This window comes from Reichenbachiella faecimaris, from assembly GCF_900176375.1.
GTDB classification, from domain to species: domain Bacteria; phylum Bacteroidota; class Bacteroidia; order Cytophagales; family Cyclobacteriaceae; genus Reichenbachiella; species Reichenbachiella faecimaris.
In genome coordinates, this window is sequence record NZ_FWYF01000002.1 from 908,643 (window position 1) to 934,594 (window position 25,952).

Annotated in this window: 21 protein-coding genes; 11 read left to right on the forward strand and 10 right to left on the reverse strand. The window is 39.0% G+C overall.

Translation table 11 applies throughout. The features are described from left to right. Positions 1 to 22: 22 nt before the first annotated feature. Positions 23 to 658 carry a porin family protein gene (locus B9A58_RS11680; RefSeq protein ID WP_084373019.1) on the forward strand — a complete coding sequence of 212 codons (636 nt, stop codon included), beginning with the start codon at positions 23 to 25 and terminating at the stop codon, positions 656 to 658. An 18-nt stretch (positions 659 to 676) separates the two neighbouring features. Here B9A58_RS11680 and B9A58_RS11685 read toward each other — a convergent pair whose 3' ends face one another. Both B9A58_RS11685 and B9A58_RS11690 read right to left on the reverse strand, forming a co-directional pair. Then, positions 677 to 2,227: an Rne/Rng family ribonuclease gene (locus tag B9A58_RS11685; RefSeq protein ID WP_084373020.1), complete on the reverse strand. Its 1,551-nt coding sequence runs from the start codon at positions 2,225 to 2,227 to the stop codon at positions 677 to 679. 464 nt (positions 2,228 to 2,691) lie between these two features. Then, positions 2,692 to 2,982 (reverse strand): HU family DNA-binding protein, encoded by a 291-nt coding sequence (locus B9A58_RS11690; protein ID WP_084373220.1) that lies wholly within the window; start codon positions 2,980 to 2,982, stop codon positions 2,692 to 2,694. 105 nt (positions 2,983 to 3,087) lie between these two features. Here B9A58_RS11690 and mutY point away from each other — a divergent pair, with 105 nt between their 5' ends. Genes mutY through recG form a run of 5 tightly spaced genes read left to right on the forward strand, consistent with a single transcriptional unit; the run spans position 3,088 to position 8,673 of the window. Next, positions 3,088 to 4,170, forward strand: coding sequence for an A/G-specific adenine glycosylase (mutY, locus tag B9A58_RS11695; protein WP_221407853.1), 1,083 nt, complete (start codon positions 3,088 to 3,090; stop codon positions 4,168 to 4,170). A gap of 36 nt (positions 4,171 to 4,206) precedes the next feature. Then, on the forward strand, positions 4,207 to 4,650 hold the full coding sequence (locus B9A58_RS11700) for a single-stranded DNA-binding protein (RefSeq protein ID WP_084373021.1): 444 nt from the start codon (positions 4,207 to 4,209) through the stop codon (positions 4,648 to 4,650). 22 nt (positions 4,651 to 4,672) lie between these two features. Next, positions 4,673 to 5,995: a gliding motility-associated protein GldE gene (gene gldE / locus B9A58_RS11705; RefSeq protein ID WP_084373022.1), complete on the forward strand. Its 1,323-nt coding sequence runs from the start codon at positions 4,673 to 4,675 to the stop codon at positions 5,993 to 5,995. Then, complete coding sequence (gene gldD, locus B9A58_RS11710) at positions 5,992 to 6,567, forward strand: gliding motility lipoprotein GldD (RefSeq protein ID WP_084373023.1); 576 nt, start codon at positions 5,992 to 5,994, stop codon at positions 6,565 to 6,567. The genes gldE and gldD overlap by 4 nt, the downstream gene beginning before the upstream one ends. A gap of 9 nt (positions 6,568 to 6,576) precedes the next feature. Next, positions 6,577 to 8,673, forward strand: a complete 2,097-nt coding sequence (gene recG, locus B9A58_RS11715) for an ATP-dependent DNA helicase RecG (RefSeq protein WP_084373024.1) — start codon at positions 6,577 to 6,579, stop codon at positions 8,671 to 8,673. A gap of 55 nt (positions 8,674 to 8,728) precedes the next feature. On the opposite strand, the gene B9A58_RS11720 is transcribed toward recG, so the two are convergent. Further along, positions 8,729 to 9,466 (reverse strand): hypothetical protein, encoded by a 738-nt coding sequence (locus B9A58_RS11720; protein WP_084373025.1) that lies wholly within the window; start codon positions 9,464 to 9,466, stop codon positions 8,729 to 8,731. Positions 9,467 to 9,741: 275 nt separating this feature from the next. Beyond that, positions 9,742 to 11,361 (reverse strand): transcription termination factor Rho, encoded by a 1,620-nt coding sequence (rho, locus tag B9A58_RS11725; RefSeq protein WP_084373026.1) that lies wholly within the window; start codon positions 11,359 to 11,361, stop codon positions 9,742 to 9,744. A gap of 299 nt (positions 11,362 to 11,660) precedes the next feature. On the opposite strand from rho, the gene serS reads away from it, so the two are divergent. After that, positions 11,661 to 12,935, forward strand: a complete 1,275-nt coding sequence (serS, locus tag B9A58_RS11730) for a serine--tRNA ligase (RefSeq protein WP_084373027.1) — start codon at positions 11,661 to 11,663, stop codon at positions 12,933 to 12,935. Between the two features lie 18 nt (positions 12,936 to 12,953). Then, on the forward strand, positions 12,954 to 13,400 hold the full coding sequence (locus B9A58_RS11735; protein ID WP_084373028.1) for a GNAT family N-acetyltransferase: 447 nt from the start codon (positions 12,954 to 12,956) through the stop codon (positions 13,398 to 13,400). Here B9A58_RS11735 and B9A58_RS11740 read toward each other — a convergent pair. Continuing rightward, the gene (locus B9A58_RS11740) at positions 13,397 to 13,702 is read right to left on the reverse strand and encodes a DUF4286 family protein (RefSeq protein ID WP_084373029.1); all 306 of its coding nucleotides are present in this window, start codon (positions 13,700 to 13,702) and stop codon (positions 13,397 to 13,399) included. The genes B9A58_RS11735 and B9A58_RS11740 overlap by 4 nt on opposite strands. 195 nt (positions 13,703 to 13,897) lie before the next feature. Between B9A58_RS11740 and B9A58_RS11745 the strand changes: the two genes are divergently transcribed. Next, on the forward strand, positions 13,898 to 15,286 hold the full coding sequence (locus B9A58_RS11745) for a hypothetical protein (protein WP_139793852.1): 1,389 nt from the start codon (positions 13,898 to 13,900) through the stop codon (positions 15,284 to 15,286). Here B9A58_RS11745 and B9A58_RS11750 read toward each other — a convergent pair. Further along, on the reverse strand, positions 15,283 to 16,953 hold the full coding sequence (locus B9A58_RS11750) for a formate--tetrahydrofolate ligase (protein WP_084373031.1): 1,671 nt from the start codon (positions 16,951 to 16,953) through the stop codon (positions 15,283 to 15,285). The two genes, B9A58_RS11745 and B9A58_RS11750, sit on opposite strands and share 4 nt — an antisense overlap. Positions 16,954 to 17,125: 172 nt before the next feature. Here B9A58_RS11750 and B9A58_RS11755 point away from each other — a divergent pair, with 172 nt between their 5' ends. Then, a complete protein-coding gene (locus B9A58_RS11755) occupies positions 17,126 to 17,623 on the forward strand; it encodes an NUMOD4 domain-containing protein (RefSeq protein WP_084373032.1) in 498 nt (165 codons plus the stop codon). 1 nt (position 17,624) lies between these two features. Here B9A58_RS11755 and B9A58_RS11760 read toward each other — a convergent pair whose 3' ends face one another. Then, positions 17,625 to 20,780 carry a CHAT domain-containing protein gene (locus B9A58_RS11760; protein WP_084373033.1) on the reverse strand — a complete coding sequence of 1,052 codons (3,156 nt, stop codon included), beginning with the start codon at positions 20,778 to 20,780 and terminating at the stop codon, positions 17,625 to 17,627. Between the two features lie 124 nt (positions 20,781 to 20,904). On the opposite strand from B9A58_RS11760, the gene B9A58_RS11765 reads away from it, so the two are divergent. Continuing rightward, the gene (locus B9A58_RS11765) at positions 20,905 to 22,638 is read left to right on the forward strand and encodes an OmpL47-type beta-barrel domain-containing protein (protein ID WP_139793853.1); all 1,734 of its coding nucleotides are present in this window, start codon (positions 20,905 to 20,907) and stop codon (positions 22,636 to 22,638) included. Between the two features lie 51 nt (positions 22,639 to 22,689). On the opposite strand, the gene B9A58_RS11770 is transcribed toward B9A58_RS11765, so the two are convergent. The 3 genes from B9A58_RS11770 to B9A58_RS11780 all read right to left on the reverse strand — a co-directional run bounded on the left by B9A58_RS11770 (position 22,690) and on the right by B9A58_RS11780 (position 25,860). Then, positions 22,690 to 23,997 carry an ABC transporter permease gene (locus tag B9A58_RS11770; protein ID WP_084373035.1) on the reverse strand — a complete coding sequence of 436 codons (1,308 nt, stop codon included), beginning with the start codon at positions 23,995 to 23,997 and terminating at the stop codon, positions 22,690 to 22,692. Continuing rightward, positions 23,990 to 24,904, reverse strand: coding sequence for an ABC transporter ATP-binding protein (locus B9A58_RS11775; protein WP_084373036.1), 915 nt, complete (start codon positions 24,902 to 24,904; stop codon positions 23,990 to 23,992). Before B9A58_RS11775 ends, B9A58_RS11770 begins: the two co-directional genes overlap by 8 nt. 65 nt (positions 24,905 to 24,969) lie before the next feature. After that, on the reverse strand, positions 24,970 to 25,860 hold the full coding sequence (locus B9A58_RS11780) for a hypothetical protein (protein ID WP_139793854.1): 891 nt from the start codon (positions 25,858 to 25,860) through the stop codon (positions 24,970 to 24,972). Between the last annotated feature and the right edge of the window lie 92 nt (positions 25,861 to 25,952).

The following is a 25,952-nucleotide window of genomic DNA, read 5'->3' on the forward strand; positions in this document are numbered from 1 at the left end:
TATTTATTTATTTTAATTTCTCATGAAGAAAATTGTTCCTGCACTGCTTTTAGTATCGATTGCATTTTTGGGCTATGCACAGCCAAAGCTCGGCTTGATTGTCGGACCCAGTCTTTCGATGAATCAGGTAAAATATATAGACGATGGCAATTTCGATTATTCGAATGATGGCGCCGCATTCAAATTTAGGTTTGGCTTGGAAGCAGACTTTATGTTGTCTGAGACTTATGCATTTAGTACGGGCGCAATATTTGCACCCAAAAGGGCAGGTTTTTCAATTAACCCAACAGACGGATCAGCGCCTAGCACACAAGATTATAAAGTTCACTATTTACAATTGCCAGTCACTTTAAAGTTATTCACGAGCGAAATCCAACCAGACCTTAAGCTCTTTTTCCAGTTGGGATTCAAAGGGGAAATCAAATTATTTGATGAACCTTTCAAAGAAGACTATGACTTAATAGAAAAGTTTCATCTGTTCGACTGTTCGTTTACTGGAGGCGTAGGTGTAGAATATGGCGCTGGAATCAATACTGTACTTTTTGGAGGGATTTTTTATGATCGAGGATTGGTAAATATTGTGAAATCCTCCATAGCCGACAATTCCCTGACTTCCAAAATGCATACTTTGGATTTAAAATTGGGGCTTAAATTTTAGACAAAAAAAAGATCGAACTTAAAGTTCGATCTCTTCTCCTAATCCATTAAGGAAATTATATTGTGTAATTGGTACTGAGGAATCTTCCACCAGATTCACCCACCTTCTATACTTGAAGTACCATTTCCATTGCCTTGAAATGAGGCCTTTCGTAAAAAAGGCGTACAAGTATGGGTGCAAAGAAATAGTCAGCTTCTTCTCATTTTGCTTCATGAGCAAATGTTCCAAATCTTTTTCGACTTGATCAGTTACTAAGATAGAAGCTGTGATTTTGCCAGTGCCATCACAGGTAGGACAAACTTCACGAGTTTTAATATCTACCTCTGGTCTCACACGTTGTCGCGTGATTTGCATTAAGCCAAATTTGGATAATGGAAGAACAGTAAATTTCGAACGATCTGTCTTCATCTCGTCCTTCATCTTTTGGAAGAGCAGTTTTTTATTCTCTGCTTTTCGCATGTCAATAAAGTCGACCACGATGATGCCTCCCATGTCACGTAAACGCAATTGACGAGCAATTTCTTTGGCAGCATCAAGATTCACCTTCAAGGCAGTATTCTCCTGATTGTCTTCAGCATTAGATTTATTGCCACTGTTTACGTCCACCACGTGCAACGCTTCAGTATGCTCAATGATCAAATAACCACCACCATCTATACTTACCGACTGTCCAAACAACCCTTTGAGCTGTTTTTCAATACCATAAGATTCAAACATCTTGACTCTTCCAGTATATAATTTTACAATCTTCTCTTTTTCAGGAGCAATGTCATGAATGAAGCTTTTTACATCTTTGTATAGCTCTTTATCGTCTACAACTATACTGTCGAACGATTCATTCAATACGTCTCTAAGAATAGAATTGGCGCGATTCATTTCGCCAATGACTTTTTCGTTTGGCTTTACTTTCTTCAGTTTTTGCATTCCTGAAGACCATTTTTCCACCAATCCGCTTAGATCTCTGTCTAATTCAGCTACGTCTTTGCCAGATGCTACTGTTCGAATAATGACTCCGAAATTCTCTGGCTTAATAGAGGTGATTAGTCGAAGCAAACGCTTCCTTTCATTACTGTCTCCAATCTTTTTGGAAACACTGACAGCATCGGAGAATGGTACGAGTACCAAATATCTTCCGGCTATCGACAACTCACTGGATAGTCTAGGCCCTTTTGTTGATATAGGTTCTTTAACAACCTGTACGAGAACTCGTTGGTTTTTCGTTAAAACCTGATTCATTTTCCCCAACTTGTTAATATCGGGCAATCTTTTGAATCCATTCAAGTTCTTTCCGGTGATTTTTCCGGAGAGCACCTGCTTGGTACACTTCATTAAGGATTGCAATTGGGGGCCGAGATCTAAATAATGCAGGAAGGCATCTTTTTCATATCCAATGTCTACAAATGCGGCATTAAGCCCAGGAACTACTTTTTTAACAGATCCCAAGTATATGTCGCCTACATTGAATTGATGCCCATCATCGTCCTGATGGAACTCGGCTAATTTTTTATCTTTTAATAGGGCTATTCGACATCCGTTCTGAGTTGAATTGATTATTAATTCGTTACTCAAAATTGATATGTTTTATAGGTTCAAATATTAATTCAAACAACCCAAGAAAGCACAATTATTTTTTCTTGTGTCTGTTCTTTCTTAGCCTCTTTTTTCTTTTGTGAGTAGATATCTTATGTCTCTTTCTTTTCTTACCGCAAGGCATAATCTAATTCGTTAAATGTTCTAAATTCGTTTAATTTCTTCGCTTTGACGCTGAAGATTAATTCATCATCTCGGCATTCCTTATATTTTCAAATTACCGTTTACGATCTTAAATCAGGGCAATTCTTAAATTCCTTTCTTGGGGTACTTCTGGCACTGCCCTTATTCATTAAGGATAGCACCTCCCCAAATAGTCCGCAAAGATAGTACTTTTTTTAATCTTAAAAAGAAATAATTTCAATTCGGAAAGTGCTTGAAATACATGACGTAAAATCAAGCTAAATCAGTGACCAATTTGGGGTCAGCAAAAAGTGAGCTATTTACCCTATTTTCTTGCTGCCTTTGATCTTCTCTATAAATACCTTGGAAGGCTTGAAACTAGGAATGTAGTGCTCGTCAATAATGATAGCGGTATTTTTTGAGATATTTCTAGCAATTTTCTTCGCTCGCTTTTTATTGATAAAACTGCCAAATCCACGAACGTAGATGTTTTCTCCATCAGCCATTGAATTTTTTACTACAGAAAAAAAAGCTTCCACTGATGCCTGAACGTCCAATCGGTCAATTCCTGTCTTTTCTGCTATCTCGTTGATCACATCTGCCTTTGTCACCTCTAATTTTTTAGGTATAAATAATAGGATAAATAAATTACAAAGTAATTTAGTTGCCTGAAATTCAGCGATTTCAGAGGGCAAATAAACACAAAAAATCATTTATTGAGAAATATTAATAAGCCTTTAAAGGTAGATCAGCGACATTCAAAAGAAGATTGGTTTTCACGACAACTATTAGAATGGTATCATATCCATAAACGTGACCTACCGTGGAGAGAAACCAAAGACCCATTCAAAGTCTGGTTATCGGAGATTATTTTGCAACAAACGAGGGTGAGTCAAGGCTTGCCTTATTACGTCAAATTTACTGAGGCATTCAATACCATTGAAGAATTTGCTCATGCTGATCTTGATGAAATACTAAAGTTATGGCAGGGGCTTGGGTACTATTCTCGGGCAAGAAATATGCACAAATGTGCTGAAATGGTAGTGGCTGATTATTCTGGTCGCTTCCCTGACAATTTTCAGGAATTGCAAAAACTCAAAGGTGTGGGAAAGTATACTGCGGCTGCGATTGCATCTATTTGCTTTGATCAGGCGGTGCCTACGATTGACGGAAATGTCTTTAGGGTGATGTCAAGGCTTTTTGGCATCAGTGATGATATTGCTAAAGCTAGCAGTTTCAAGGTCTTTTTCAATAGTGCTTTAAGGCTCATCTCTCAGAAAGAGCCTGGAAATTTTAACCAAGCGATGATGGAGTTTGGAGCTACAATCTGCGTACCTAAGGCACCCGACTGTGGTGAATGTATGTTCTCAAGCCAATGCTTTGCCAAGCGAAAGGATATGATAGAAGTGCTGCCCATTAAATCCAAAAACATTAAAATAAAATACAGGTATTTCAACTATCATGTTTTTGCCTTTAAAAATCAGTTGTTGATCAGGCAGCGGTCATCTGGAGATATTTGGACAGGGTTATTCGAATTCGATTTGCAAGAGACGGAAAAGAGTCTAAAAAGCAGTAACTTTGAAAATGCAAAACTGCAGTATTCGTCTGAAGAAATAGTTCACCAATTGACACATCAGAAGTTGCACATACAGTTTCATGTTTATGAATTGGACAATAGGAAGGTTTTCGAACAATTGGGAAAGGATAAAATGATGAAGATTGTTTCGGTAAATGATTTAAGTGATTATGCTGTTCCAAAACCGATTGAATTGTTTTTGAATAAGGAGTTTTGTCAGTAAATTCAAGATTAGAATCAACCTTAATAACAACAAAAGATGGCAGGAGTAAATAAAGTAATCCTTTTAGGAAATTTGGGGAAAGACCCAGAAGTAAGACATTTGGAAAACGGCAGAGCTGTAGCGAATTTTTCAATCGCTACGAGTGAAACCTATAAAAACAAACAAGGCGAAAAAGTAACCAACACAGAGTGGCACAACGTAGTGCTTTGGACACCTTTGGCCGAAATTGCTGAAAAGTATTTAAACAAAGGGAATCAGGTTTACATAGAAGGGAAATTGACCTCTCGTTCTTATGAAGACAAAGATGGCGTGACCAAATATATCACTGAAGTGGTTGGGCGCGAAATGACGTTGCTTGGTGGGCCGTCTAGACCAGAAGGTGCTTCACCTGCCGCAGATAATAGTACAAGTAACAATCAGGCATCAAGTGATCCGGCCCCTGTTGAAGAATCCAACGAAATCGACGATTTACCGTTCTAATCAAAAATTGTAATATACGCTAATGGACGACCCACTCCCGGGAAATTTTGTATTGACAGCCTTACTTACCAGTGGTGAAATTTACCTATTGGTTTTTAGTCTTATTGGCATTGGTCTCTTGTTCTTGGGGTCTGCCCTAGTTTCAGGATCTGAGGTGGCCTATTTCTCTCTTTCACATGATCAGCTGCTAGATACAGAGCAGGCACAAACAAAGGCTAGAAAAAAGATTGGACAACTGCTGAGACACCCCAAGCAGCTATTAGCCACTATTTTGATATTGAATAATTTTATCAATATCTCGATAGTTATGCTATCCACTTACGTGACAGCTGCCTTACTGGGTGATGTACTTTCGGGTGGCGCGATTATAGTTGCCCTGACTGTGGTCATCACTTTTTTAATGGTTTTCTTGGGTGAAATTGTGCCTAAGGTATATGCCAATCAAAATAATATGGCTTTCGCCAAAAGAACGGCTACTTTGTTGTCACTTTCATTTAAGGTTTTTCATCCTTTGGCATGGCTACTGATTAAAGTGAGTAATGTCATTGAGCGAAGAATAGAAAGAAAGGGTTATAGAGTGTCAGTAGATGATCTGAATCAGGCTTTAGATCTGGCTGCTGAGGACGAAACCACAGAAGAAGAAAAAGGGATTTTAAAAGGAATTGTAAATTTTGGAACGCTATCTGTGAAGCAGATAATGAAATCTCGAATGGATATCACGGCCATAGATTTGGAAACTGATTTTCATGAATTGATGAATCAAATCAATAAGACTGGTTATTCCAGAATACCTGTCTTTAAGGAAACCATTGATAAAATAGAAGGTATTCTCTATATCAAAGACCTGTTGCCGCATGTAAGCGAGGAAGATAATTTCAAATGGCAGGATTTGCTGAGGCCGGGCTTTTTTGTGCCAGAAACCAAAAAAATAGATACACTTTTTAAAGATTTTCAAGAAAAGCGAATCCATATCGCCATAGTAGTAGATGAGTATGGAGGGACTTCAGGCTTGATTACCATGGAGGATGTGATTGAAGAAATTGTCGGCGAAATCAATGATGAGTTTGACGAAGACTCAGATGTAGCCTACAGTAAATTAGATAGCAATACTTTTATTTTTGAAGGCAAGACGTCACTGATGGACTTTTGTAAATTAGCTGGAGTAGATCACAAGACTTTTGATAAAGTGAAAGGTGAGAGTGAGTCGCTAGGTGGTTTATTATTAGAGATCAATTCCATGCTGCCAAATGCAGGTGAGAAGATCGTATTTGAGAAATTCTTATTCACCACAGTGGCTGTAAATGATAAAAGAATTAAGAAAATAAGAGTACATATTACAAGATGAGGAGGAGATGGCCTGTGATGTTAATGTTGGTGATTGTTGGATGTGGAAATAATAACTTCAATCCCAAACCCAAAGGTTTTAATAGGATTGACTTAAATCCATCAGCCTATCAAGTGCTGGCAGACTCTTTTCCATTCCAAATGGAGTATTCCACACAAGCGAAGATTTTAAAGGACAGTTCTTGGATCGCGGAACGATACTGGTTTGATCTTTACTATGAAAAATTAGGCGCAAATATTCAAGTAACTTATAAGCCTGTAAAAAATGATCGCGACCTTCTGGAAGAGTATTTGATGGATTCGTACAGGCTGACATCTGAGCACAAGGTGAAAGCGTATGCCATTGATGAAAGTGTAATCACATTGAATAATGGAATTAAGGCTACTATTATGGAACTTTCAGGTGAAGTGCCTACTCAGTTTCAGTTTCATGTCACCGACTCCGCTCAGCACTTCTTGAGGTGTGCCCTATATTTCAAGACGGCTACACAGAATGACTCGCTTCGACCAGTGATCAATTATGTGAAAATGGATATGTTGCACATGCTCAACACACTTACTTGGGATCAATAATCCATAGGCATGTCAAGCTTCATGGATACAAAAATAGAGTTTCTAAAAGGAGTAGGCCCAGCCAAGGCCAGGCTACTAAATGAAGAACTGAGTATCCAGACCTATCACGACCTTATTCATTATTTTCCTTTCAGATATGAGGATCGTTCGCAATTTCATACCATTGACCAGATTGGACCAGATAGCGAAAATGTTCAGATCAAAGGAGTATTAGATCGAGTGGAGGTCGTTGGAGGAGCAAGGAAACAGCGGCTTACAGCTGTATTTAGAGACCCTACAGGTCAAATTGAATTGATTTGGTTCAAGGGTGTGAAATGGATGAAAAGTAAGCTGAAACTCGGGATTCCATATATTGTTTATGGTAAACCTTCACTCTTTCAAACAAAATTTTCAATTAGTCATCCTGAGATAGAAATCATGACGCCTGCGAATGAGGTGGGTAAAAAAACCATGCTTCCCGTGTACTCTACCACGGAAAAGCTCAAAAGAAAATTTGTAGACAGTAAAGCTATCGCTAAGCTTCAGTTGGAGCTGATTAGCACTAGAGGGTTTAGTGTAGTAGAGATTGTGGACAAAGCAGTACTGAACGAAATGAATTTGGTCGATTTGACTACCGCGTTGCGAAATATTCATTTTCCTACGGATGCGCTTGTAAAAAATAAAGCACTTGAACGACTCAAATTTGATGAACTTTTTTTTATTCAACTTAAAATATTCAGAGAGAAGTCAGATCAGAAAGAAGTTCATAAAGGGATCATTTTTCAAAAGAGCCATTTAGTGCATGAGTTTTATGAAAAGCACATTCCCTTTGAGTTAACGGGTTCTCAAAAGCAGGTAATCAAAGAAATATACTCAGATCTGCAATCTGGCTATCAAATGAATAGGCTCTTGCAGGGTGACGTAGGTAGTGGGAAGACCATTACAGCATTTGTTTGCATGCTGATTGCGATAGGTAGTGGTTTTCAAACCACCATCATGGCGCCAACAGAAATACTGGCCATTCAGCATTATCAGGGGCTTTCTGAGTACTGTGATAAGCTTGGACTCACCATTCGGCTGATTACTGGTTCCACGAAAAAGAGTGATCGTAAAAAATACCTGGATGAGTTGGTTTCTGGTGAAATGAATATTCTCGTAGGCACTCATGCACTGATCGAAAATGATGTACAGTTTAATCGCCTAGGCCTGGCAGTAATTGATGAGCAGCACAGGTTTGGTGTGGCTCAGCGTGCCAAACTTTGGCAAAAAAACAAACATGTCTATCCACACGTGCTAGTGATGACAGCTACACCTATTCCACGGACATTGGCTATGACACTATATGGAGATTTGGAAGTTTCTACCATTCGTGAATTGCCCAAAGGCAGAAAGCCCATTAAAACCTCTCATCTCTACGACTCTTCCAGGTTGAAATTATTTGGATTTATCCAAAGAGAAATTGATCTGGGCAGGCAGGTGTATATCGTCTATCCATTGATTGAAGAGTCGAGCACCTTGGATTACAAAGATTTGATGGATGGCTACGAAAGCATTTCTAGAGCATTTCCAAAAGTACCCTTAAGCATACTTCATGGAAGAATGAAGGCCAAGGACAAAGATTTTGAAATGGATCGTTTTGTACGTGGAGAAGCTAAAATCATGGTAGCAACTACTGTCATAGAAGTGGGCGTAAACGTACCCAATGCCTCTGTCATGGTGATTGAAAATGCAGAAAGATTTGGCTTGTCCCAGTTGCATCAGCTAAGAGGCAGGGTTGGTCGTGGAGCTGATCAATCTTACTGTATCTTGATGACAAAGAAGAAAATATCAAAAGAGGCTAGGGCACGAATAGGCTGCATGGTGGCCACTACTGATGGTTTTGAAATAGCGGAAAAGGATTTGGAGCTAAGAGGGCCAGGAGACTTGATGGGCACACAGCAGAGTGGGTTACTTGATCTTAAAGTGGCAGACCTGACCACAGATGGAGTACTCTTGAAACGAGCCAGATTGCTGGCAGAGAGGATTATTGCTGATGATCCAGAATTAACCAGTCCAGCACATGCTCGAATGTCACGTCATCTTAACAAAAATCAGATAGCTACACTAAAGTGGAGTGCCATTTCTTAGGCATAAAAAAACCATTCCTTTTGGAATGGTTTTGATTTCTTGAGCTCACTGGCAATTATGAACCAGCCTCAGTTGGTGCCTTTAAGCGAGCAATAGTAAATGATTTTTTCTCCTTGTGACCACAATATCCACAAGTGAAATATTTCACCAATTCCCCATCAGATTCGGCAGTAGCCGATTGTATGATTTCTTCCTTGTTGACTCTCAACGTTTGGTAATTGCACTCATTGCATTTGAGTGCATGAAGTCTGCCATTATACTTTTCGATTTTAGTATATCCTGTCTCTTCATCGATCCATACATCATAGTCCACTGAGAATGCATCTTCTTCAGCCTGCATACCCTCGTCTAGATAAACATCTTCCTCCTCCTCACTCAATAATTTCATCTGGCGGCCTTCAGGAGAAATCCTGGGAGAGAATCTCAAAAGCTTTAATCTCTTTTCAATATAAAATGGGTAATAGAATTTCAAAATGTTTTGAACAATAACACCAGCAATAATGGCGAACATGGTGCTTACAAATAGTCGTACAAAGAACCACATCATGCCAGATTCGGCTACCAGTGTATTGGCATATACGGCCAATGCGATGATGATCAACAGCGCACTGTACCATAGTAAGTTGATTTCATACATGTTGATGTAGTCATACTTTTCTTTATGGTCTTTGGTGATCATCAGTTTGAATAGATGACCGACAAGGATCAATAAACCGACAGCCGCAATCGCATACGAAACATAATTTCCGTACAGATTCCAGGTATCTAGTAGGCCTTGATCAATTTTATTCATAGCGTTAAGCTTTAAGTAAAGTGGATTCTAATATTCTTTGCCTTCAAAATTCAACAAATGATTCTGGTCATGAGTTGCTCCAGCTTATTTCCAAATATAGATAAAATGATCTTCTGTAGGAGTTAAGCGGAATTAAATTTATAAAAAAAATCAATCAGTTCAAACGATTAATTAAGCGGCACTCTTGTTGGAATATTATAATTGTGACTGAATAAAATGCAAAAAGCCATTCCGATAATTCGGAATGGCTTTTTCATGTATTTTGTCTAACGGTTTTAGCCGTTCATGGAAACCAAAAATTCTTGGTTGTTTCTTGTGCCTTTCATTTTGCCAAGCAAGAATTCCATGGCTTCGTTTGAGTTCATGTCGTCCATGAATTTTCTCAGAATCCAGATACGAGCCAACTCCTCTTTGTCGATCAATAGATCTTCTCTCCTCGTACCAGAAGCAGGAATATCGATAGCAGGATAAACTCGCTTGTTGGAAAGTTTTCTGTCCAGCTGAAGTTCCATATTACCCGTACCTTTGAATTCTTCAAAGATCACTTCATCCATTTTAGAGCCCGTCTCAATCAATGCTGTTGCAAGGATAGTCAGCGAACCGCCGTTTTCCACGTTTCTGGCTGCTCCAAAAAATCTCTTTGGTTTGTGTAGTGCATTAGCATCCACCCCACCAGAAAGAATTTTGCCACTGGATGGTACCACTGTGTTGTGCGCTCTTGCGAGTCGAGTGATGGAATCCAAAAGGATTACTACGTCGTGTCCACATTCTACCATTCTTTTGGCTTTCTCCAAAACAATGTTGGCAACCTTTACGTGTCTTTCAGCTTGCTCATCAAAAGTAGAAGCAATCACTTCAGCTTTTACACTTCTTGCCATGTCTGTTACTTCCTCAGGTCTTTCATCGATCAATAAGATCATTAGATAAACCTCTGGATGATTTTCAGCGATAGCGTTAGCTACATTTTTAAGTAAAACGGTTTTACCTGTTTTAGGCTGAGCTACGATCATACCTCTTTGGCCTTTCCCAATAGGAGAGAACATGTCCATTACTCTAGTAGAGTAATCACTGGCTTTGTAGCACAAGTTTAGTTTCTCCTCAGGGAAGAGTGGAGTTAGGTATTCGAAAGGAACTCTATCTCTGATTTCTTCAGTAGTCTTTCCGTTTACAGAACTTACTCTAAGCAGAGCGAAGTATTTTTCACCATCTTTTGGTGGACGAATCTGACCTAAAACAGAGTCTCCAGTTTTTAAACCAAACAATTTGATTTGTGAAGGAGACACATAAATATCATCTGGGCTGGCCAGGTAGTTGTAGTCACCAGATCTCAAGAAGCCATAGCCATCTTGCATGATCTCCAACACACCACCATTTTCGATGACACCGTCAAATTCTTTCACTTTTTCGTTGTACTCGGCTCTCTTAGATTTTTGATCAGGCCTTCTGTCCCTTCTCTCTCCTCTATCGTTGCGATCACCTTTGTCTTTTCTTTCTTCCTTATCTTTTGGTGCTCTGTCCTTAGATTCTGGTTTGGCATCGTCTTTCTTTTCTCCTTTGGGTTTGTCAGACTTTTCAGTTCTGTCTTTAGCCTCTGGTTTTTTTGATTTAGACTCAGCTTCCAGATTGAAGTCACTCAAAAGATCGTCAGACGACTTTGATTTTGTCTTCTCTGGTTTTGATTCTTTTTTGTTTTCTGCATTTTCAGCAGGCTGTTCTTTCTTTTGCTCTTCAGCCTTTCTATCAGCGGCAGGCTTTGGGTTGATTGCCTGCTCGTCAAGAATTTTGTATATCAGATCCTTCTTCGCAGCTTTCTTGTAGTTTTTGATGCCCAGACTCTCAGCAATTTCTTTAAGCTCAGATAGCAGTCTGTCATTCAATTCTTCAATTTTATACATGATAATTAATTAGTAGAAATTGTGCTTAATGATATAAGCGTATTGAAATGAAATATTTTTGAAATATTATAGTAATGAAGATTGGCCTATTGTGATTAGCTGGATGGCTATCTAAGCCCAAATGCATATAAGTGCCACAATTATATGACAACAAATATTATAACACAAATTTACTCAAAAATATTTGTATTGCCCTTAAATAAGCAAAAAGTACATTTTTATTACCTGATTCTTTGTGGTTCTATAGCTTTCGTCTCAACTGATCGTATAAATTTGCCCTTTCAAAAAATCAGAATACTATGCTAATTGTTTCAGACATTAGAGAAAACAGGCCTGAATTCATCGCAGGATTAGAAAAGAGAGGCATGGCTGACGCCACCGCCTTACTGGATGAGGTGTTGGCTTTGGACGAAAAAAGGAAAAGTACGCAAACCAAACTTGATGAGCTACTTGCCGAGTCCAATAAAATTTCTAAGTCGATTGGCTTGTTGATGAAAGAAGGGAAGCAGGACGAGGCAAACCAAGCAAAGGCCAAAACTTCTGAACTAAAGTCCCAAACCAAAGAGCTGGGACAGGTACTAGAAGAAACAAAACAGGAACTTGATGATAAATTGTATCAAATTCCGAATATCCCAAACGAAGAAGTACCAGCTGGTAACAGTGAAGATGACAATGAGGTATTGTACACAGTTGACCAATTACCTGAATTGGGAGATGACGCCCTGCCTCACTGGGAATTGATAAAAAATTATGACATTATTGATTTCGACCTTGGCGTCAAAATTACTGGAGCAGGATTTCCTGTATACAAAGGCAAAGGTGCTCGACTACAGCGTGCATTGGTCAATTTCTTTTTGGATGAGGCTGATCACCAGGGCTATGATGAAGTACAACCACCAGTAGTGATCAATGAAGCTTCAGGCCGTGGGACTGGTCAGCTGCCAGATAAAGAGGGGCAGATGTATCACATTACTGATTCTGACTTGTACCTGATCCCAACTGCTGAGGTGCCTATCACCAACCTTTACCGAGATGTGATTGTGGATGAAAAAGATTTGCCGATTAAGAACGTAGGATTTACGCCTTGTTTTAGAAGGGAAGCAGGTTCTTGGGGCGCGCATGTGAGGGGGTTAAACAGATTACATCAATTTGATAAAGTGGAGATCGTACAGGTACAGCATCCTGATAAGTCTTTCGATACATTGATAGAAATGAGAGATCATGTAGAAGGACTTTTGAAACGTCTAGAATTACCTTATAGAATATTGAAGCTTTGCGCGGGTGATTTAGGCTTTACTTCTAATATCACTTATGACTTTGAAGTATATTCTGCTGCTCAGAAAAGGTGGTTGGAAGTGAGTTCTGTGAGTAATTTCAAAACGTACCAAGCCAATCGTTTGAAATTGAGATATAGGGATGCGGACAATAACAAACACCTGCTTCACACTTTGAATGGCAGTGCCCTGGCTCTCCCTAGGATCATTGCTGCAATTTTAGAAAACGGACAAACTCCTGAAGGCATCAAAATTCCAGCTGCTTTGCATCAATATGCTGGATTCGAAACTATTTCGTAGGATATACGAACAATAGGCATGAATCTAAGAAAAGGAACAGAAGCAGATCTGCCAAGACTCTATGAACTGATCATGGAGCTTGCCATTTATGAAAAGGGCGAGGATCAGGTATCTAATACAGTGGAAAGAATGAAGCAGGAAGGTTTCGGACCTTCTCCTGTTTTTGGCTTTTGGGTGATTGAGCTGGATGGTAAGGTAGTAGGAGCTGCCGTGTACTACTGGCGCTATTCTACTTGGAAAGGTAAGCGCTTATACCTGGAGGATTTAATCGTAACAGAAGCCCTCAGAGGTCGAGGTGGAGGAAAAATACTTTTTGACAAAATGATTGAATTCGGGAAGTCAGAAGGCGCTAGTGGCATGATGTGGCAAGTGCTTGATTGGAACGAACCAGCCATCAATTTCTATAAAAAATACAACACCTCCTTTGATGAAGAGTGGCTCAATTGCCATATTGATTTCAGTTAATCAACATGCTCTAGCATGGTACGAAAGGCCACAAACTTGTCTTTAAATTTTTCTGTATGCTGTGCCTGTAGCGCTTCGGCATACTTTTCCTGATATTCATGGATGTGATTGATACTATCAGCAAAGTATTGGATGGCATAAGTGATGGCTCCCTCTTGTTCGTGCGATAGTAGCTTGAAGATTTTTCGGTCTACAAACATACCTGTGTCCATTACTTTTGGAATATGATCTTCCTTCATCCATTGCAGCCAATCAGCCTCAATGTTTTCGTCTAGGCTTACCGTTACGTTGTATAATATCATGGGGCAAATTTAGGTAGATTTTGATTCCTATAACTGCATCAAGCATTCGCTTTTAGTTATTATATTGACGGATAAAAAAGTTAGATGCTTCGGAAAGGGTTTCTTAGACAGAGTGATGTGATCAGGACAGAAAGACTAGCTGGTTGGGTCATACTTTGGATCACTATCTCCTATATATTTTATGCTTTTTTTTACATGTTGAGAGAAACTTTTAGATTTCTCTCTGGTGATATGGGAGGTCAGATGCTCATTATTTTATCTGACAATGAAATTTATCTTTATAACCTATTCTATGCAGGAATTGCAACTGCCATAGGGTTTTCGTTCACCTTAAAGTTTATATTTTCAGGTGGTTTAGGAAGAGCAACGAAACAACGATTTCGTGTAAGGAATGTCGTAAATAATCAAAATTTCTTCAGATGGTCATTTCTGTTCTGGTTTGGCAAAATGACTGTAATTCTCGGAATTTGGTACTTGGTTTTTCCTCTTCAGTTTGATATCGATTTTCTAAAAGATGCATCATTTTTTCTATTAGTTCTTCCGATTGTAGTTTTTACGAATTCCTGGCTTGGTTTACATCTAATCTTAGGCAAAAAATCAATTTTGTATTTCTTTGCTTCATTTGTCATTTTCCTAATATTGAGTTCCATTTTTGCCCTTAAGCATTTTATCCCTAAAGGAACCATTGAAGAAAAGTACAAAGTAACTTCAGTAGAGTATGCCTATGATCTAGAATTGCCGAGGACGGAGTATTTAGATAGAATAAGAAGAATATCTTTGGCGATTGATTTGTATGTTGTATTAGACTTTGAACAAAATAATAAGACCAAAATCTTTTTTGGAGATGAACGAAATGAAATCGATCTGGACCAACTTAAAGTCCTAATAGAGCGAAAAAAGGAAGAGTATTCTAGTGTAGAAGGCAGTATTCTAACTTATAACTTAATTGTTGACAAGAGAGTAAAATTAAAATATGTAAAGGACATAGTTCATAATATTAGAAAATGTGGATACTGGGGAGTTCAATATTCTACTGGGGTCAAGCACTCAAAATATCCTTCATATTATTCAGGTTTTAAAAATCTTGGTATTCATGAATACTTGCCACCTTATGATCCTAAATTGGAAGTTTTTTTGGACTCGATAGAGTCATTAGACTTTATTAAATATAAAATTTCGCCAACAGCATCAGATTATTTTAGGGTACCACACGTACAAAAGGTAAATAGGGTTGTTGTTAGAAGGGATGCTCATGGAGTTCTTATTAACAATGAATCAATTGAGATTGATGAAATACAAAATGTTATCAAGCTATTTATCAAAAAATACTCTCCTAATTGTGTAATAGTTTATATGCCAGATTACAATATCTCATATGGAGACTATATAGAAATTAAGGATATCCTTTATACTCAAATTGAAAAATTGCGAAATGAATATTCAATCGTCCAATTTGGAAAGCCTTATAATAAAAATTTCAGAGGAGATCTTTACGATTCAGCAAGGCGAAAATTTCCACTAAATGTGGTTGAATGGACGAAAGAAGAGCAACGCCTCATAAAACTTCTCAATCGAAAAAATTAAAACAACCCCTCAATCGTACCGTCATCCGTAATATCAATTTTTTCAGAAGCAGGATGCTCTGGCAGCCCAGGCATTCGCATGATGTCTCCAGTGATAGGTACCAAGAACCCTGCGCCAGCGGCAATTTCAATCTCACGCACAGTCACCACAAAATCCTTGGGCCTTCCTAATAACGCTGGATTGTCTGATAGCGATTTTTGTGTCTTGGCAATACAAACGGGTAATCCAGAAAGACCAAGCCGTTCTATTTTCCTTAGGTTGGCTCTGGCTTTTGACGTATAATCAATAGCTTTAGCTCCATAGATTTTTTTGGCAATGATATCAATCTTCTCTTCTACAGGTAGAGACCAGTCATACATGGGTGTGAATTTCACATGATTAGCTTCGACCGTAGCCACTACATCTTTAGCGAGTGCTATGGCTCCCTCTCCTCCATGAGCCCAGACATCAGCTACTTCTACTGTGACACCTAATTTTTCACATCTCTTTCTTATCAAATCAATTTCTCCGTCCGTGTCAGAAGTGAATTTGTTGATGGCTACCACGGGCAGAATATTAAACAAGCCAATATTTTCTATGTGCTTTTCCAGGTTGGCAAGTCCTTTTTCGAGCGCCTCAAGATTTTCTATTTGCAAATCTGCAACAGCTATACCCCCATGATATTTGAGCGCACGAACAGTAGCTACGAGCACCACGGCCTTTGGCGAAAGCCTACCTGATACACACTTGATATCAAAAAACTTTTCAGCACCCAAGTCAAAACCAAAGCCTGCTTCTGTCACCACATAATCTGATAATGATAATCCAGTCTTAGTTGCTATAATCGAATTTGTACCTTGGGCAATGTTGGCGAACGGCCCGCCATGGATAATGGCTGGGTTGCCTTCCATGGTTTGAACCAAATTGGGCATGATGGCATCTTTGAGTAAGGCTGCCATGGCACCATGGGCTTTTAAGTCGCGGGCATAGATGGGTTCCTTGTTGTAGGTGAAGCCAATGAAAATGTTACCCAATCGTTTTTTGAGGTCAGAAAAATTTTCAGCCAGACAAAGGATGGCCATGATTTCTGAGGCGGCTGTGATATCAAAACCAGTTTCTCTGGGAACTCCTGACGTAGTACCCCCAAGCCCTACAATCATGTTTCTCAACGAACGATCGTTCATGTCCATCACTCGCTTCCATGTCACCGTTCTTGGGTCAATACCCAGCGAGTTATTTTTATTTTGAACGTTGTTGTCGATAAGGGCTGCCAAAAGATTGTTGGACTTTTCTATGGCAGAAAAATCACCAGTGAAGTGGAGATTGATGTCCTCCATGGGAAGTACTTGTGAATAGCCCCCACCTGTCGCACCTCCTTTGATGCCGAAAACTGGACCCAGAGAAGGTTCTCTTAGTACTACCGTGGTTTTCTTTCCGATTTTATTGAGCGCTTCAGTCAGTCCAATTGACATGGTGGTTTTCCCTTCACCAGCTGGTGTAGGGGAAATGGCAGATACCAAAATGAGATTGTTCTTGCTATACTTTTCCTTGTCTATATACGTGAGGGGAATTTTGGCTTTGGTTTTCCCGTAAGGGATCAGGTCCTCAGCATTGATATTCAGTTTTTTGCCAATTTCGGCGATAGGCAAAAGGGGAGCCTTTTTAGAAATTTCTAAATCAGTATGCATGGGTAATGTTGCTTGTTCCTATTAAACAGTGGGTTTCGAGCTAATTCTCAAAACCCTTTGTCTTCTATAGAAACCAAGTTATCATATTTTTCCAGAGGTTCATCGAACTTTTTTACAATTGGCATTTGTGGGATTTACATTTAATCAAGTAAAATCTAAATCCCACCCTATTATGGAAGCGCACAAGATCGAACGAATAGAAGAAGTTTGGAAAACCATTGAAGGTTATTCCAATTATGAAGTATCTAACTTAGGAAGGATTCGAAGAAAGGGGAGAAAGACATTTCATGCTGGTTCAAATAAGGATATCACTCTCAAAGAAAAGGTGATGAAGCAGCGTTGGAACAAAACCTGTAAATGTTATTTCATGGATTTGCTAAATGATGAAGGGAAAAGAAAAACAGTTTACCCTCATCGTGAAGTGGCTTCAGCCTTTTGTATTAATATTCTGCCAGAAGAGTTTACTATGATTGTTCATTTGGATAATGATCCTATGAACAATGACAGTTCAAACCTTGAATGGGTATCGCCTTCTGAGCACATGGCTTTTCAGTTTGAAGTGGGTAACAAGAATAACTTCAAGGTTTGGAGAACCCGTAAAGAAAAGTATGAAAATGGCTTCAAAGCAGGTACCATTTTCAAAGGCCGTCCAAGAAAAGTATTGGCTTAGTCTATTTTCCAATCAGGACAAAAGGAGACCAATAATAGGGGTGCGCAAATTGACCTCCTTGCTCAATCATATTAAGCTTGGCCTTCTTCAAGGCGTATGCATAGCTCAAACTTTCGTGCAAATCCTTAGGCACATCATAAGGCAAAAAGTTGTCGTAGTAGTCGATCATCAACCGTTTGGTAGACTCATCTGAAACCTTCCAAAGCGAAACTGTAATATTTTTAGCACCAGCGTATATCAACGCCCTGGTCAATCCAATAATACCTTCGCCATTAGATATTTTTCCAAGGCCTGTTTCGCAGGCGGAAAGAGAAACCAGCTCTGCATTCAAGTTGATGTTATACACTTCACCAGAGAATAGAATGCCGTCCTGAGCCTTTGTCAAGGTATCACGAGTCATGAATATACCCGAGAACTCTGGTTCTTCTTGATTGACAAAACCATGCGAGGCAATGTGAATGTATTGGTATTCATCCATGGTGCCTGATTTGGCGATTTCCTCCTGAGCATTGTAGTACATGTATTTGTCAACCTTTTTTCCATTCTTGACAAAAAGTGTATCAATTTCCTCTACTTCTATCTCTGTACCAGGTAGCGATTTGAGCTCTTCTGCTGATATTGAAATGCCTTTCCTGAGATTTTTGGCTTTGTCAACTTTGTCGTATGACAATTTCTTTGCCTCCTTCAATGCCTGAAACGAGTGCTCAAAATCAACTGGCGCAATGATCATGCCTTCTTTGGGTGCTTTGGGTCGAGAAATTTTATCATTCATAAAAGTCTTGTAGATCAGGTTGGCAGAGAAAGTATAGGAAATATTATAATCCCTGACCAAATAGGGTAGTGTGGCATAATCTACATTATTGTGATCCACATCAGCAGAGAGCAATACTTCGAATGGAATTGTGGCCATGATGCCGTCTTGCACCACAATGATGTTTTTGATATGATCCGGAATTTCCATGGGGAAGAGCTGCTCATACAACATGCGGGCATAAGTGGTGTATATTTTATCACTTTTATAAAGCACTCCTTTTCTTACTGCTTTTACGGCTTTTTCATAATCTCGCTTTTTATATACTTTGTCGATTTTCATGCCCGATTGATCTATTTGTGTAACGTAGATACTATCTGTAGTTAAGAAGTAGGACAGCATCATGGTCGAGTCATTTAGAAATTTTTGAATGTCGTCTAACTTTGTGATCTGTACGTCATACTTGAGGTCGTAATATTTAGGATACTCTGTTTCGAATTTTTCGATTAGTCCTTCATATTCTCTATTGGCTTTGAAGAGTTCTCTTTGATAGAACTCTATCATGTCTGGGTCAGGATTGGCTGCCAGTTCTTGAGTGTAGCTATTGATAAGTGTTTTTAATTCTTTCTCTCGGTCTAGCAAAGTATCAGGGATTCCTCCAAAAGAGTTTGCATTTGATTCTGCTAAAGAAGAAAAGAGAATGGCTCCTTTGTTTTTCTCAGTAAAAAAGAAAAAACGGTCTTCATACTCTCTTTTTTTGCCCTTGTAGGTAGCGTCCACACCTAGATATTTGACATTTTCTTCATTAATCAAATTGATCAATGAGTAGGCGGCGTTTACAGAGGACTCATATATTTTGCTCGACATTTCACTTAGTTCGATTTGGTCTCTACGGTCTGTATAAGATTGTCTGATTTGCTCTACCAAACTATCACTCAATACAAAACTGTGGAGGGAAATATCTAGCCCTTTTACATTTTCACTTCTTCTAAAGCCCTCTTCCAATAGTTGCCCTTTGAACTGCAAATACCAGAGTAAATCCTTGTTGTCAAAGAAATTCACCAATACAGGATTCATGAAAACATTTTTGTCGTCGAAGTCAATGATACTGGCATTGATAGCTTCCTGACAATATTCCAGGGCTGTTCGGATATCTCCTTTTTCACCATATACCCTGGATAGGTTGTAGTAGCCATTGGCCACATTTGGGTGCTCATCTCCATGAATGTTTTTATCTATGGCCAAGGCTTTTTCGAAGTACCGAATGGCCAGCTCGAAATCCCCAAAAAAGTAGTAAATGCTACCCAAATTGTTATTGGCTGCTGAGGAGTTGACATGATTTTCGCCTACTAGATTAAAGTTGATATCCATCACCTTATTGTAGTAGTCCAGTGCATCTCTAAACTTCTCTTGATACATGTAAGTATTGCCAATGCCTAAGTAACTTCTCACACTGTTTTGATGCTCTAAGCCAATGGTTTGTTCGAATAGATCTAATGACTTCTGATAGTATTCCAAGGCCTTAACGTAATTGCCTTGATTTTTATACACGTCTGCAAAACCCAGATAAATCGTCCCAAATTTTGGATTCTTCTCATGAAGAAACTTCTGATAGATGACCAATGCTTGTCGGTAATATTGCATAGCCAGATCATAGGCGCTTCTGTTTTTGTAGATGTCGCCAATGCCTACATAGGTGGTAGCTACATCTGGATGATTTTCTCCAAAAACAGATATGTTTATTGCCAATGCTTTTTCGTAATATTCAGTGGCCAGGTTATAGGAGCCTTTGTTTCTATAAAGGTTACCCAAACTCAAATAGGAGTTGGCTACGTAGGGGTGATTTTCTCCCAGAATTTTACGATTTGCTTCAAGGGCAGCTTTAAAATGTTTGAAGGCTTCTTCATATTGGTGTTTGCCGAAATAGACGTTTCCAATACCCAAACTGGTAGGTGCAGAAAACAAAACCTCTTCGTGTACTTCATGATTGGCTAATTCGAGCGCTTTTTCGTATTCCTCAAGAGCTAATTCATGCTGACCAGTGAGGTAATGAATGTTGCCAATGTTATTCATTGCATTGGCTTTTTCGATATCCCATTCACCTAGTTTTTCATGCGCCATATTATAGGCTTCTTCGGCAATTTCCATGGCTTTCTTGAGCTCAAAGGTGCCGCAAAGGTTTTCTGCGATTTTATTGTCACTGGCAACCACACCTCTCCAATATTGAGATTTTAAGTAAAGATCTTTTGCTTTTTCAAAGTGCATGATTGAACTATCATGTCTGTTGAAAAGAAGAAATGTATCTCCCTGATGAAAATGATAATCAGCTAATTCTTTCTGAGCGTGAAGTACATGACTTAGTGACCCTAAAAGCAAGGTTAGAACGATTACAATATTGAATTTCATTATTTGTATATTTCGATGAATTAGCAGTCTGAAATGCTAATTTGATAGAATTTATTTGATATTACGTCCTTAATGCATTTATATTGAATTAGTTATTCACAAAAAAAATTAAATATCCGTTACTATGAGAAAGGCGCTTTTAATGTTAATCCTATGTCCACTTGCTGCCTTATCCCAACAAAAACCTGTCCTACAAGAGCAATATTACATCAACGAAGATGGTAAGCTTTATTGGCATGGTAAAAACCCTGTTTACTTATTTATTTCTGAAAGTCCAGATGGTAAAAATCTTCATAGACTGAAAAGTGAAATCCATGAAGACTATACGAATCCTATGTATTTGGATACTGAAGGTGTCAATTACATTAGATCGAATTGGGCGGCTGATTCTACATTGAAGCAAATTCAGCCCAGGTTTGAATTGCTTTTTGAAGTTTATCGAGACAGCGAAGCACCTAGAACCACCGTGTCTTTTGAGGAATCTCCTAGGTACAAAAATGCTGAAGGGGAGCAATATTATGGACAAGGACTAAAATTTAAAAGTAAGGCTATAGATAATCAGTCTGGCGTACAGAAGACGTTCTATTCTGTTGATAACAATAATTTTTTGGCTTTCACCCAAGATCAGGATTTGAATCAGGACAAAGCGTATGATATTAAAATTTATTCTGCTGATAACACTGGCAATGTAGAGCCCATTCAGATGTATCAATTCCGAGTGGATCTCACCAGCCCAGTTTCTGAATATACGGTACATAATGATCGCAGTGGGATGATCTTCTCTCCCCGAACGTATATTAAACTACAGTCTGTGGATGCTAGTTCAGGACTGAATCGTGTAGGATATAAGATTGACGACGGCCCAGAAAAAATATTTGGGGATCAAATCAATCTTTCTGGTTTGGCTGATGGTGCTCATACTATTAAATATTATGGTTATGACAATGTGAAAAATAAAGAAGTGGATAAGGTGATCGAATTTTACTTAGATAAGACGGTACCTGCTGTGGAGGCTACCATAGTAGGTGATCAGTATCAGAATAGGGGTCGCGTTTTTGTGTCTACGAGAACCAAAGTAAAATTGACTGCAGAAGACAATAAGGCTGGTGTGAAGACGATCAAGTATTCCATTGATGGTGCAGACCACGAAACGTATTATGAACCATTTATTCTTGATAAAACAGGTGGCAATCATGTGATTACCTATTATGCGATTGACAAAGTGAACAATAGATTTGATGGCAAATTGGAGGAATCTAACTTGAGTAGATCTTCGCTTGACATTGACATGGAAGCTCCAGAAATCAAGTACGAGTTTACAGGTAGTCAATACCACTCAAGAGACACAGCATTTGTGACAAGCAATTCAGAGATTGCTTTAGCCGCTATAGATGGAGAAAGTGGAGTGAAAGACCTGGGTTATAAAATTAATGGAGGAACTGGCCAGCAATATACTGGGCCAATAAAGCTTGAAGAAGAGGGTTTCTATACTATTGACTTCTATGGTACCGATCAGGTGAATAACAGAAACACCAAATCATTCTTCTTTGTGGTGGACAACACTGGACCTAAAGTTGAGCACATCTTGAGCATGGAGGCAGTTGGGAAGATTATCCTTGATGAAAAGGATGGGCAACCCATTGGTGTGTATTCCAAGGGGGTTAAGCTTTTTCTTGGAGCAACAGACCATGTGGTAGATACAGATAAAGTATTTTATTCGCTCAATGGAGCACCAGAAGTGGAATACACCAGACCAGTCAAAATCGATACACGTGGTTTGGTTACGTACAAAGTTAGAGCCACAGATAAGCTAGGCAACTCAACTACATCTGATGAAGTGGAGATTTTTGTGAAGTAGAATAAATAAAGAATAATAAAAAGGCCGAGAATGTTCTCGGCCTTTCTTGTTTTATATCTTCATCACAAACCATTTGGCTAAGGTTTTGTAATTCACCTTGGTGCCATGCATGAAGATACCAATGCGATAGATTCTTCCTGCCATCCAAGTTGTACTACAAAATCCAGCAATTAAAAGCAAAATCGACAAAGCCAATTCCCACATGGGTACATCAAATGGCAATCGCATCATCATGATCACTGGAGAGGTGAAAGGAATTATAGAAAGCCAAAAAGCCATGGTACCATGTGGTTCTTGAATGACAATCGAAATCATCATCATGGAGAATATGAGTGGCAGTGTAATGGGCAGCATAAATTGTTGAGAATCCGCTTCACTGTCTACGGCAGAGCCTACTGCTGCGAGCAACGCCCCATAAAGTAAATATCCGCCTAAAAAGTAAATCAAGAAACTTCCAAGAATTATTGGGATGTCAATTTTGTCCGTAATGCTATAGATATCAAAAGCTTCGTTTTGAGCCTCCATTTGCTCGGCATCTACCCCTGCTTGAAAGGCCATTTGTTCAGTAGCTGTGGGTTGATCCAGAATCAGAGATGAGGTTACCGAGGTCAAAGCAGTGGTCATTACAGCCCAAAGTACAAACTGGGTCAGTCCCACGGCAGCAATTCCTATGATCTTGCCCATCATCAATTCAAAGGGACGAACAGAAGCAATCATTACTTCTATGATTCTGCTTGTCTTTTCCTGAGTTACGCCACGCATGATTTGCATGCCGTAAATGAAAATGAACATGTACAACAAGAAGGAAGAGACATATCCAACACCAAAAGCAATTCCTGAATTACTTTCACTTTCATCACCCGAATCAGATAAATTGATTGTTTGAATATCGACATGCGCTCTGAGGTTGTCAATGAGTTCTTGATCTAGGCCAGAGTTGGCTAGTTTTTCATCTTCTATGATTCCTCGAATTATTTTTTCTATTCCTCCTTCTACGGCGATGCCCGGGCTTTGCGTAGAATAAAACTTAATCCCCTTTGGGTTGTCCAGATCTAATTTTGGAATGTGTAATAGACCAAAAATGGCGTCACTATTTAAAAGCGATTCTTTAGTCTCTTCCACATCTGCCTGAATAAACTGATAAGTGATGGTTTCCGTGTTTTCAATATTATTTTCAAACCAGCCACTTTCATCTATTACCTGAATTAGCTTTTGATCACCTTCCCGTGTGGCCGACCAAAAGACAATGCCCATCATGCCTGCAAACAAAATGGGACCCAGGATGGTCATGATGATAAATGATTTCTTTTTTACTCTGGCAATGTATTCGCGTGCAATGATGAGTCCGATTTTATTCATGGCTAGTAGGCTTTACAGTGGAAATAAAAATGTCGTTGATGGAAGGGATTTTTTCGTTGATAGAAACAATTTTTGTTTTGGAAGTAATAAAATCGACCAGATCATTCACGGAGTGATTGTCGGCAATTTTCACTTCTGATCGAACGATACCATCTTCCAAAGACTTGGTTTTGAGAACGTCAAACCCATTGTCCGAAATAGGAATATCTCCCTGATATTCAGCTATGAAAGTATTGTTTCGGTATTGATTTTTGATGTCCTTTTTGGCTCCATGAATTAATATTTTTGAATGATGAATTAGGGTAATTTGATCGCATAATTCCTCTACAGATTCCATCCTATGTGTAGAAAAGATAATAGTTGCGCCGTTTTCTTTTAGTTCTAAAATTTCATCTTTAATCAGATTGGCATTCACAGGATCAAAACCAGAAAATGGTTCGTCCAAAATGATTAGCGATGGTTTGTGAACCACTGTGGCTATGAACTGAATTTTTTGCTGCATGCCTTTGGAGAGGTCTTCCACATTTTTATTGTGCCATGCCATGATGTCCAGTTTTTCCATCCAGTGCTTGATAGATGCCACTGCATCAGGTCTACTCATACCTTTCAAGCGAGCTAGAAAGATCAACTGATCAGAGACTTTCATTTTTTTGTACAGTCCACGCTCTTCGGGTAAGTAGCCAATTTTTCTTACATCCTCTGCGAGCATAGGTACCTCTTTGAAGAGCACTTGTCCGCTGTCTGGCATAATGATTTGAGTAATGATTCGAATCAGTGTGGTTTTACCAGCACCATTAGGGCCAAGTAATCCGAAAACACTATTTTCTGGGATGCCGAATGCTATGTTGTCTAGGGCTTGATGGTCTCCATAGGATTTAGAGACCCCGTTGATTTTTACTAAGTTCAATACGATTGATTTTGATTTGCTACATAGGTAGCTAAAGGTATTGAAATATTACAGAGGGAAGAAAATTACTTCACGTATTCAAATATGATATTACCTAGGGCAACGTCTACATTGAATTCCATCAGGTTTTTAGCGCTAGCTGAATAGCTTCTGTTGACATATACATTTTCAGAAACTTCTTCGAAAGATTGGCTGAGAGAGAGATTGCAAAGAGGGGAACTTTTGAAATAGATGATAGCAGGGTAATCATTTTCGGGGACTATAATCTTGAGCTTACCGGCCCCTACACTCACGTTGACTTTGCAGTATTCTGTAACACCTTCGCTAAAATCTAGCACAGCTGTACCAAATCCAACGTCGGCAATTACCACTTTGGCTTTTGATTTATTTACATTTTTGGTCATGAGATTCCCCACATCTACATTGACAGAAAACGTATCCATGACGCACTTATTCATGGAGTTGTCGTCATACATGATTTTGACATTGGCACTTCCAGACTCGATCTTAAATTTTGAAACAGGTAGATCAGATAAGTTGACATAAGCATCACCCACTCCATATTTTAAATCCAGGTCATAGACTTTTTGATCCGCTAAGAAAATCTTCCAGAAATTCTTTTCGGACTTTTCATTACCAAACATGCTATAGGAAATGGCCTGACTGAGTCCTTTTTGATTGTAATCTTCTAGGAAAAGATTGACTTGGTTTCTGTTGTTTTTGATTTCGGTATGGAAGGTAGGGTTGACTTCTGAAAAGGAGGGATTGCCATAGATGGTGACAGGGTCGTTATTGTCGGCTGGGTTAATAAAACAGGTGCCCGAGGTGGCTTTTAATGAAAAAGCGACCGTGTCAAAAGAGGCTTCATCCTTTACCGTATAAAATTTTTTTAACTGGCAATGCCCCTTCAACCCACAAACCAATGTTGCTAGTACAACAATATAAACCCTTAGCATGTCCCTACGTACGGAATTTTTCTCATTCTGGTTCGATTCGTTCGACGATTGCCATTATTCAAACGTCGAAAATAGATGGTTTAAGTGGAAAT

Bases quoted from the DNA above. Each gene is read 5' to 3' on its own strand.
- B9A58_RS11750 (WP_084373031.1), bottom strand. From the start codon at position 16,953: ATGCATACTGATTTAGAAATTTCTAAAAAGGCTCCCCTTTTGCCTATC.
- B9A58_RS11780 (WP_139793854.1), bottom strand. From the start codon at position 25,860: ATGCTAAGGGTTTATATTGTTGTACTAGCAACATTGGTTTGTGGGTTG.
- B9A58_RS11680 (WP_084373019.1), top strand. From the start codon at position 23: ATGAAGAAAATTGTTCCTGCACTGCTTTTAGTATCGATTGCATTTTTG.
- B9A58_RS11755 (WP_084373032.1), top strand. From the start codon at position 17,126: ATGGAAGCGCACAAGATCGAACGAATAGAAGAAGTTTGGAAAACCATT.
- B9A58_RS11765 (WP_139793853.1), top strand. From the start codon at position 20,905: ATGAGAAAGGCGCTTTTAATGTTAATCCTATGTCCACTTGCTGCCTTA.
- gldD (WP_084373023.1), top strand. From the start codon at position 5,992: ATGAGGAGGAGATGGCCTGTGATGTTAATGTTGGTGATTGTTGGATGT.
- rho (WP_084373026.1), bottom strand. From the start codon at position 11,361: ATGTATAAAATTGAAGAATTGAATGACAGACTGCTATCTGAGCTTAAA.
- B9A58_RS11735 (WP_084373028.1), top strand. From the start codon at position 12,954: ATGAATCTAAGAAAAGGAACAGAAGCAGATCTGCCAAGACTCTATGAA.
- recG (WP_084373024.1), top strand. From the start codon at position 6,577: ATGTCAAGCTTCATGGATACAAAAATAGAGTTTCTAAAAGGAGTAGGC.
- gldE (WP_084373022.1), top strand. From the start codon at position 4,673: ATGGACGACCCACTCCCGGGAAATTTTGTATTGACAGCCTTACTTACC.
- serS (WP_084373027.1), top strand. From the start codon at position 11,661: ATGCTAATTGTTTCAGACATTAGAGAAAACAGGCCTGAATTCATCGCA.
- B9A58_RS11745 (WP_139793852.1), top strand. From the start codon at position 13,898: ATGTTGAGAGAAACTTTTAGATTTCTCTCTGGTGATATGGGAGGTCAG.
- B9A58_RS11760 (WP_084373033.1), bottom strand. From the start codon at position 20,780: ATGAAATTCAATATTGTAATCGTTCTAACCTTGCTTTTAGGGTCACTA.
- B9A58_RS11720 (WP_084373025.1), bottom strand. From the start codon at position 9,466: ATGAATAAAATTGATCAAGGCCTACTAGATACCTGGAATCTGTACGGA.
- B9A58_RS11700 (WP_084373021.1), top strand. From the start codon at position 4,207: ATGGCAGGAGTAAATAAAGTAATCCTTTTAGGAAATTTGGGGAAAGAC.
- B9A58_RS11740 (WP_084373029.1), bottom strand. From the start codon at position 13,702: ATGATATTATACAACGTAACGGTAAGCCTAGACGAAAACATTGAGGCT.
- B9A58_RS11770 (WP_084373035.1), bottom strand. From the start codon at position 23,997: ATGAATAAAATCGGACTCATCATTGCACGCGAATACATTGCCAGAGTA.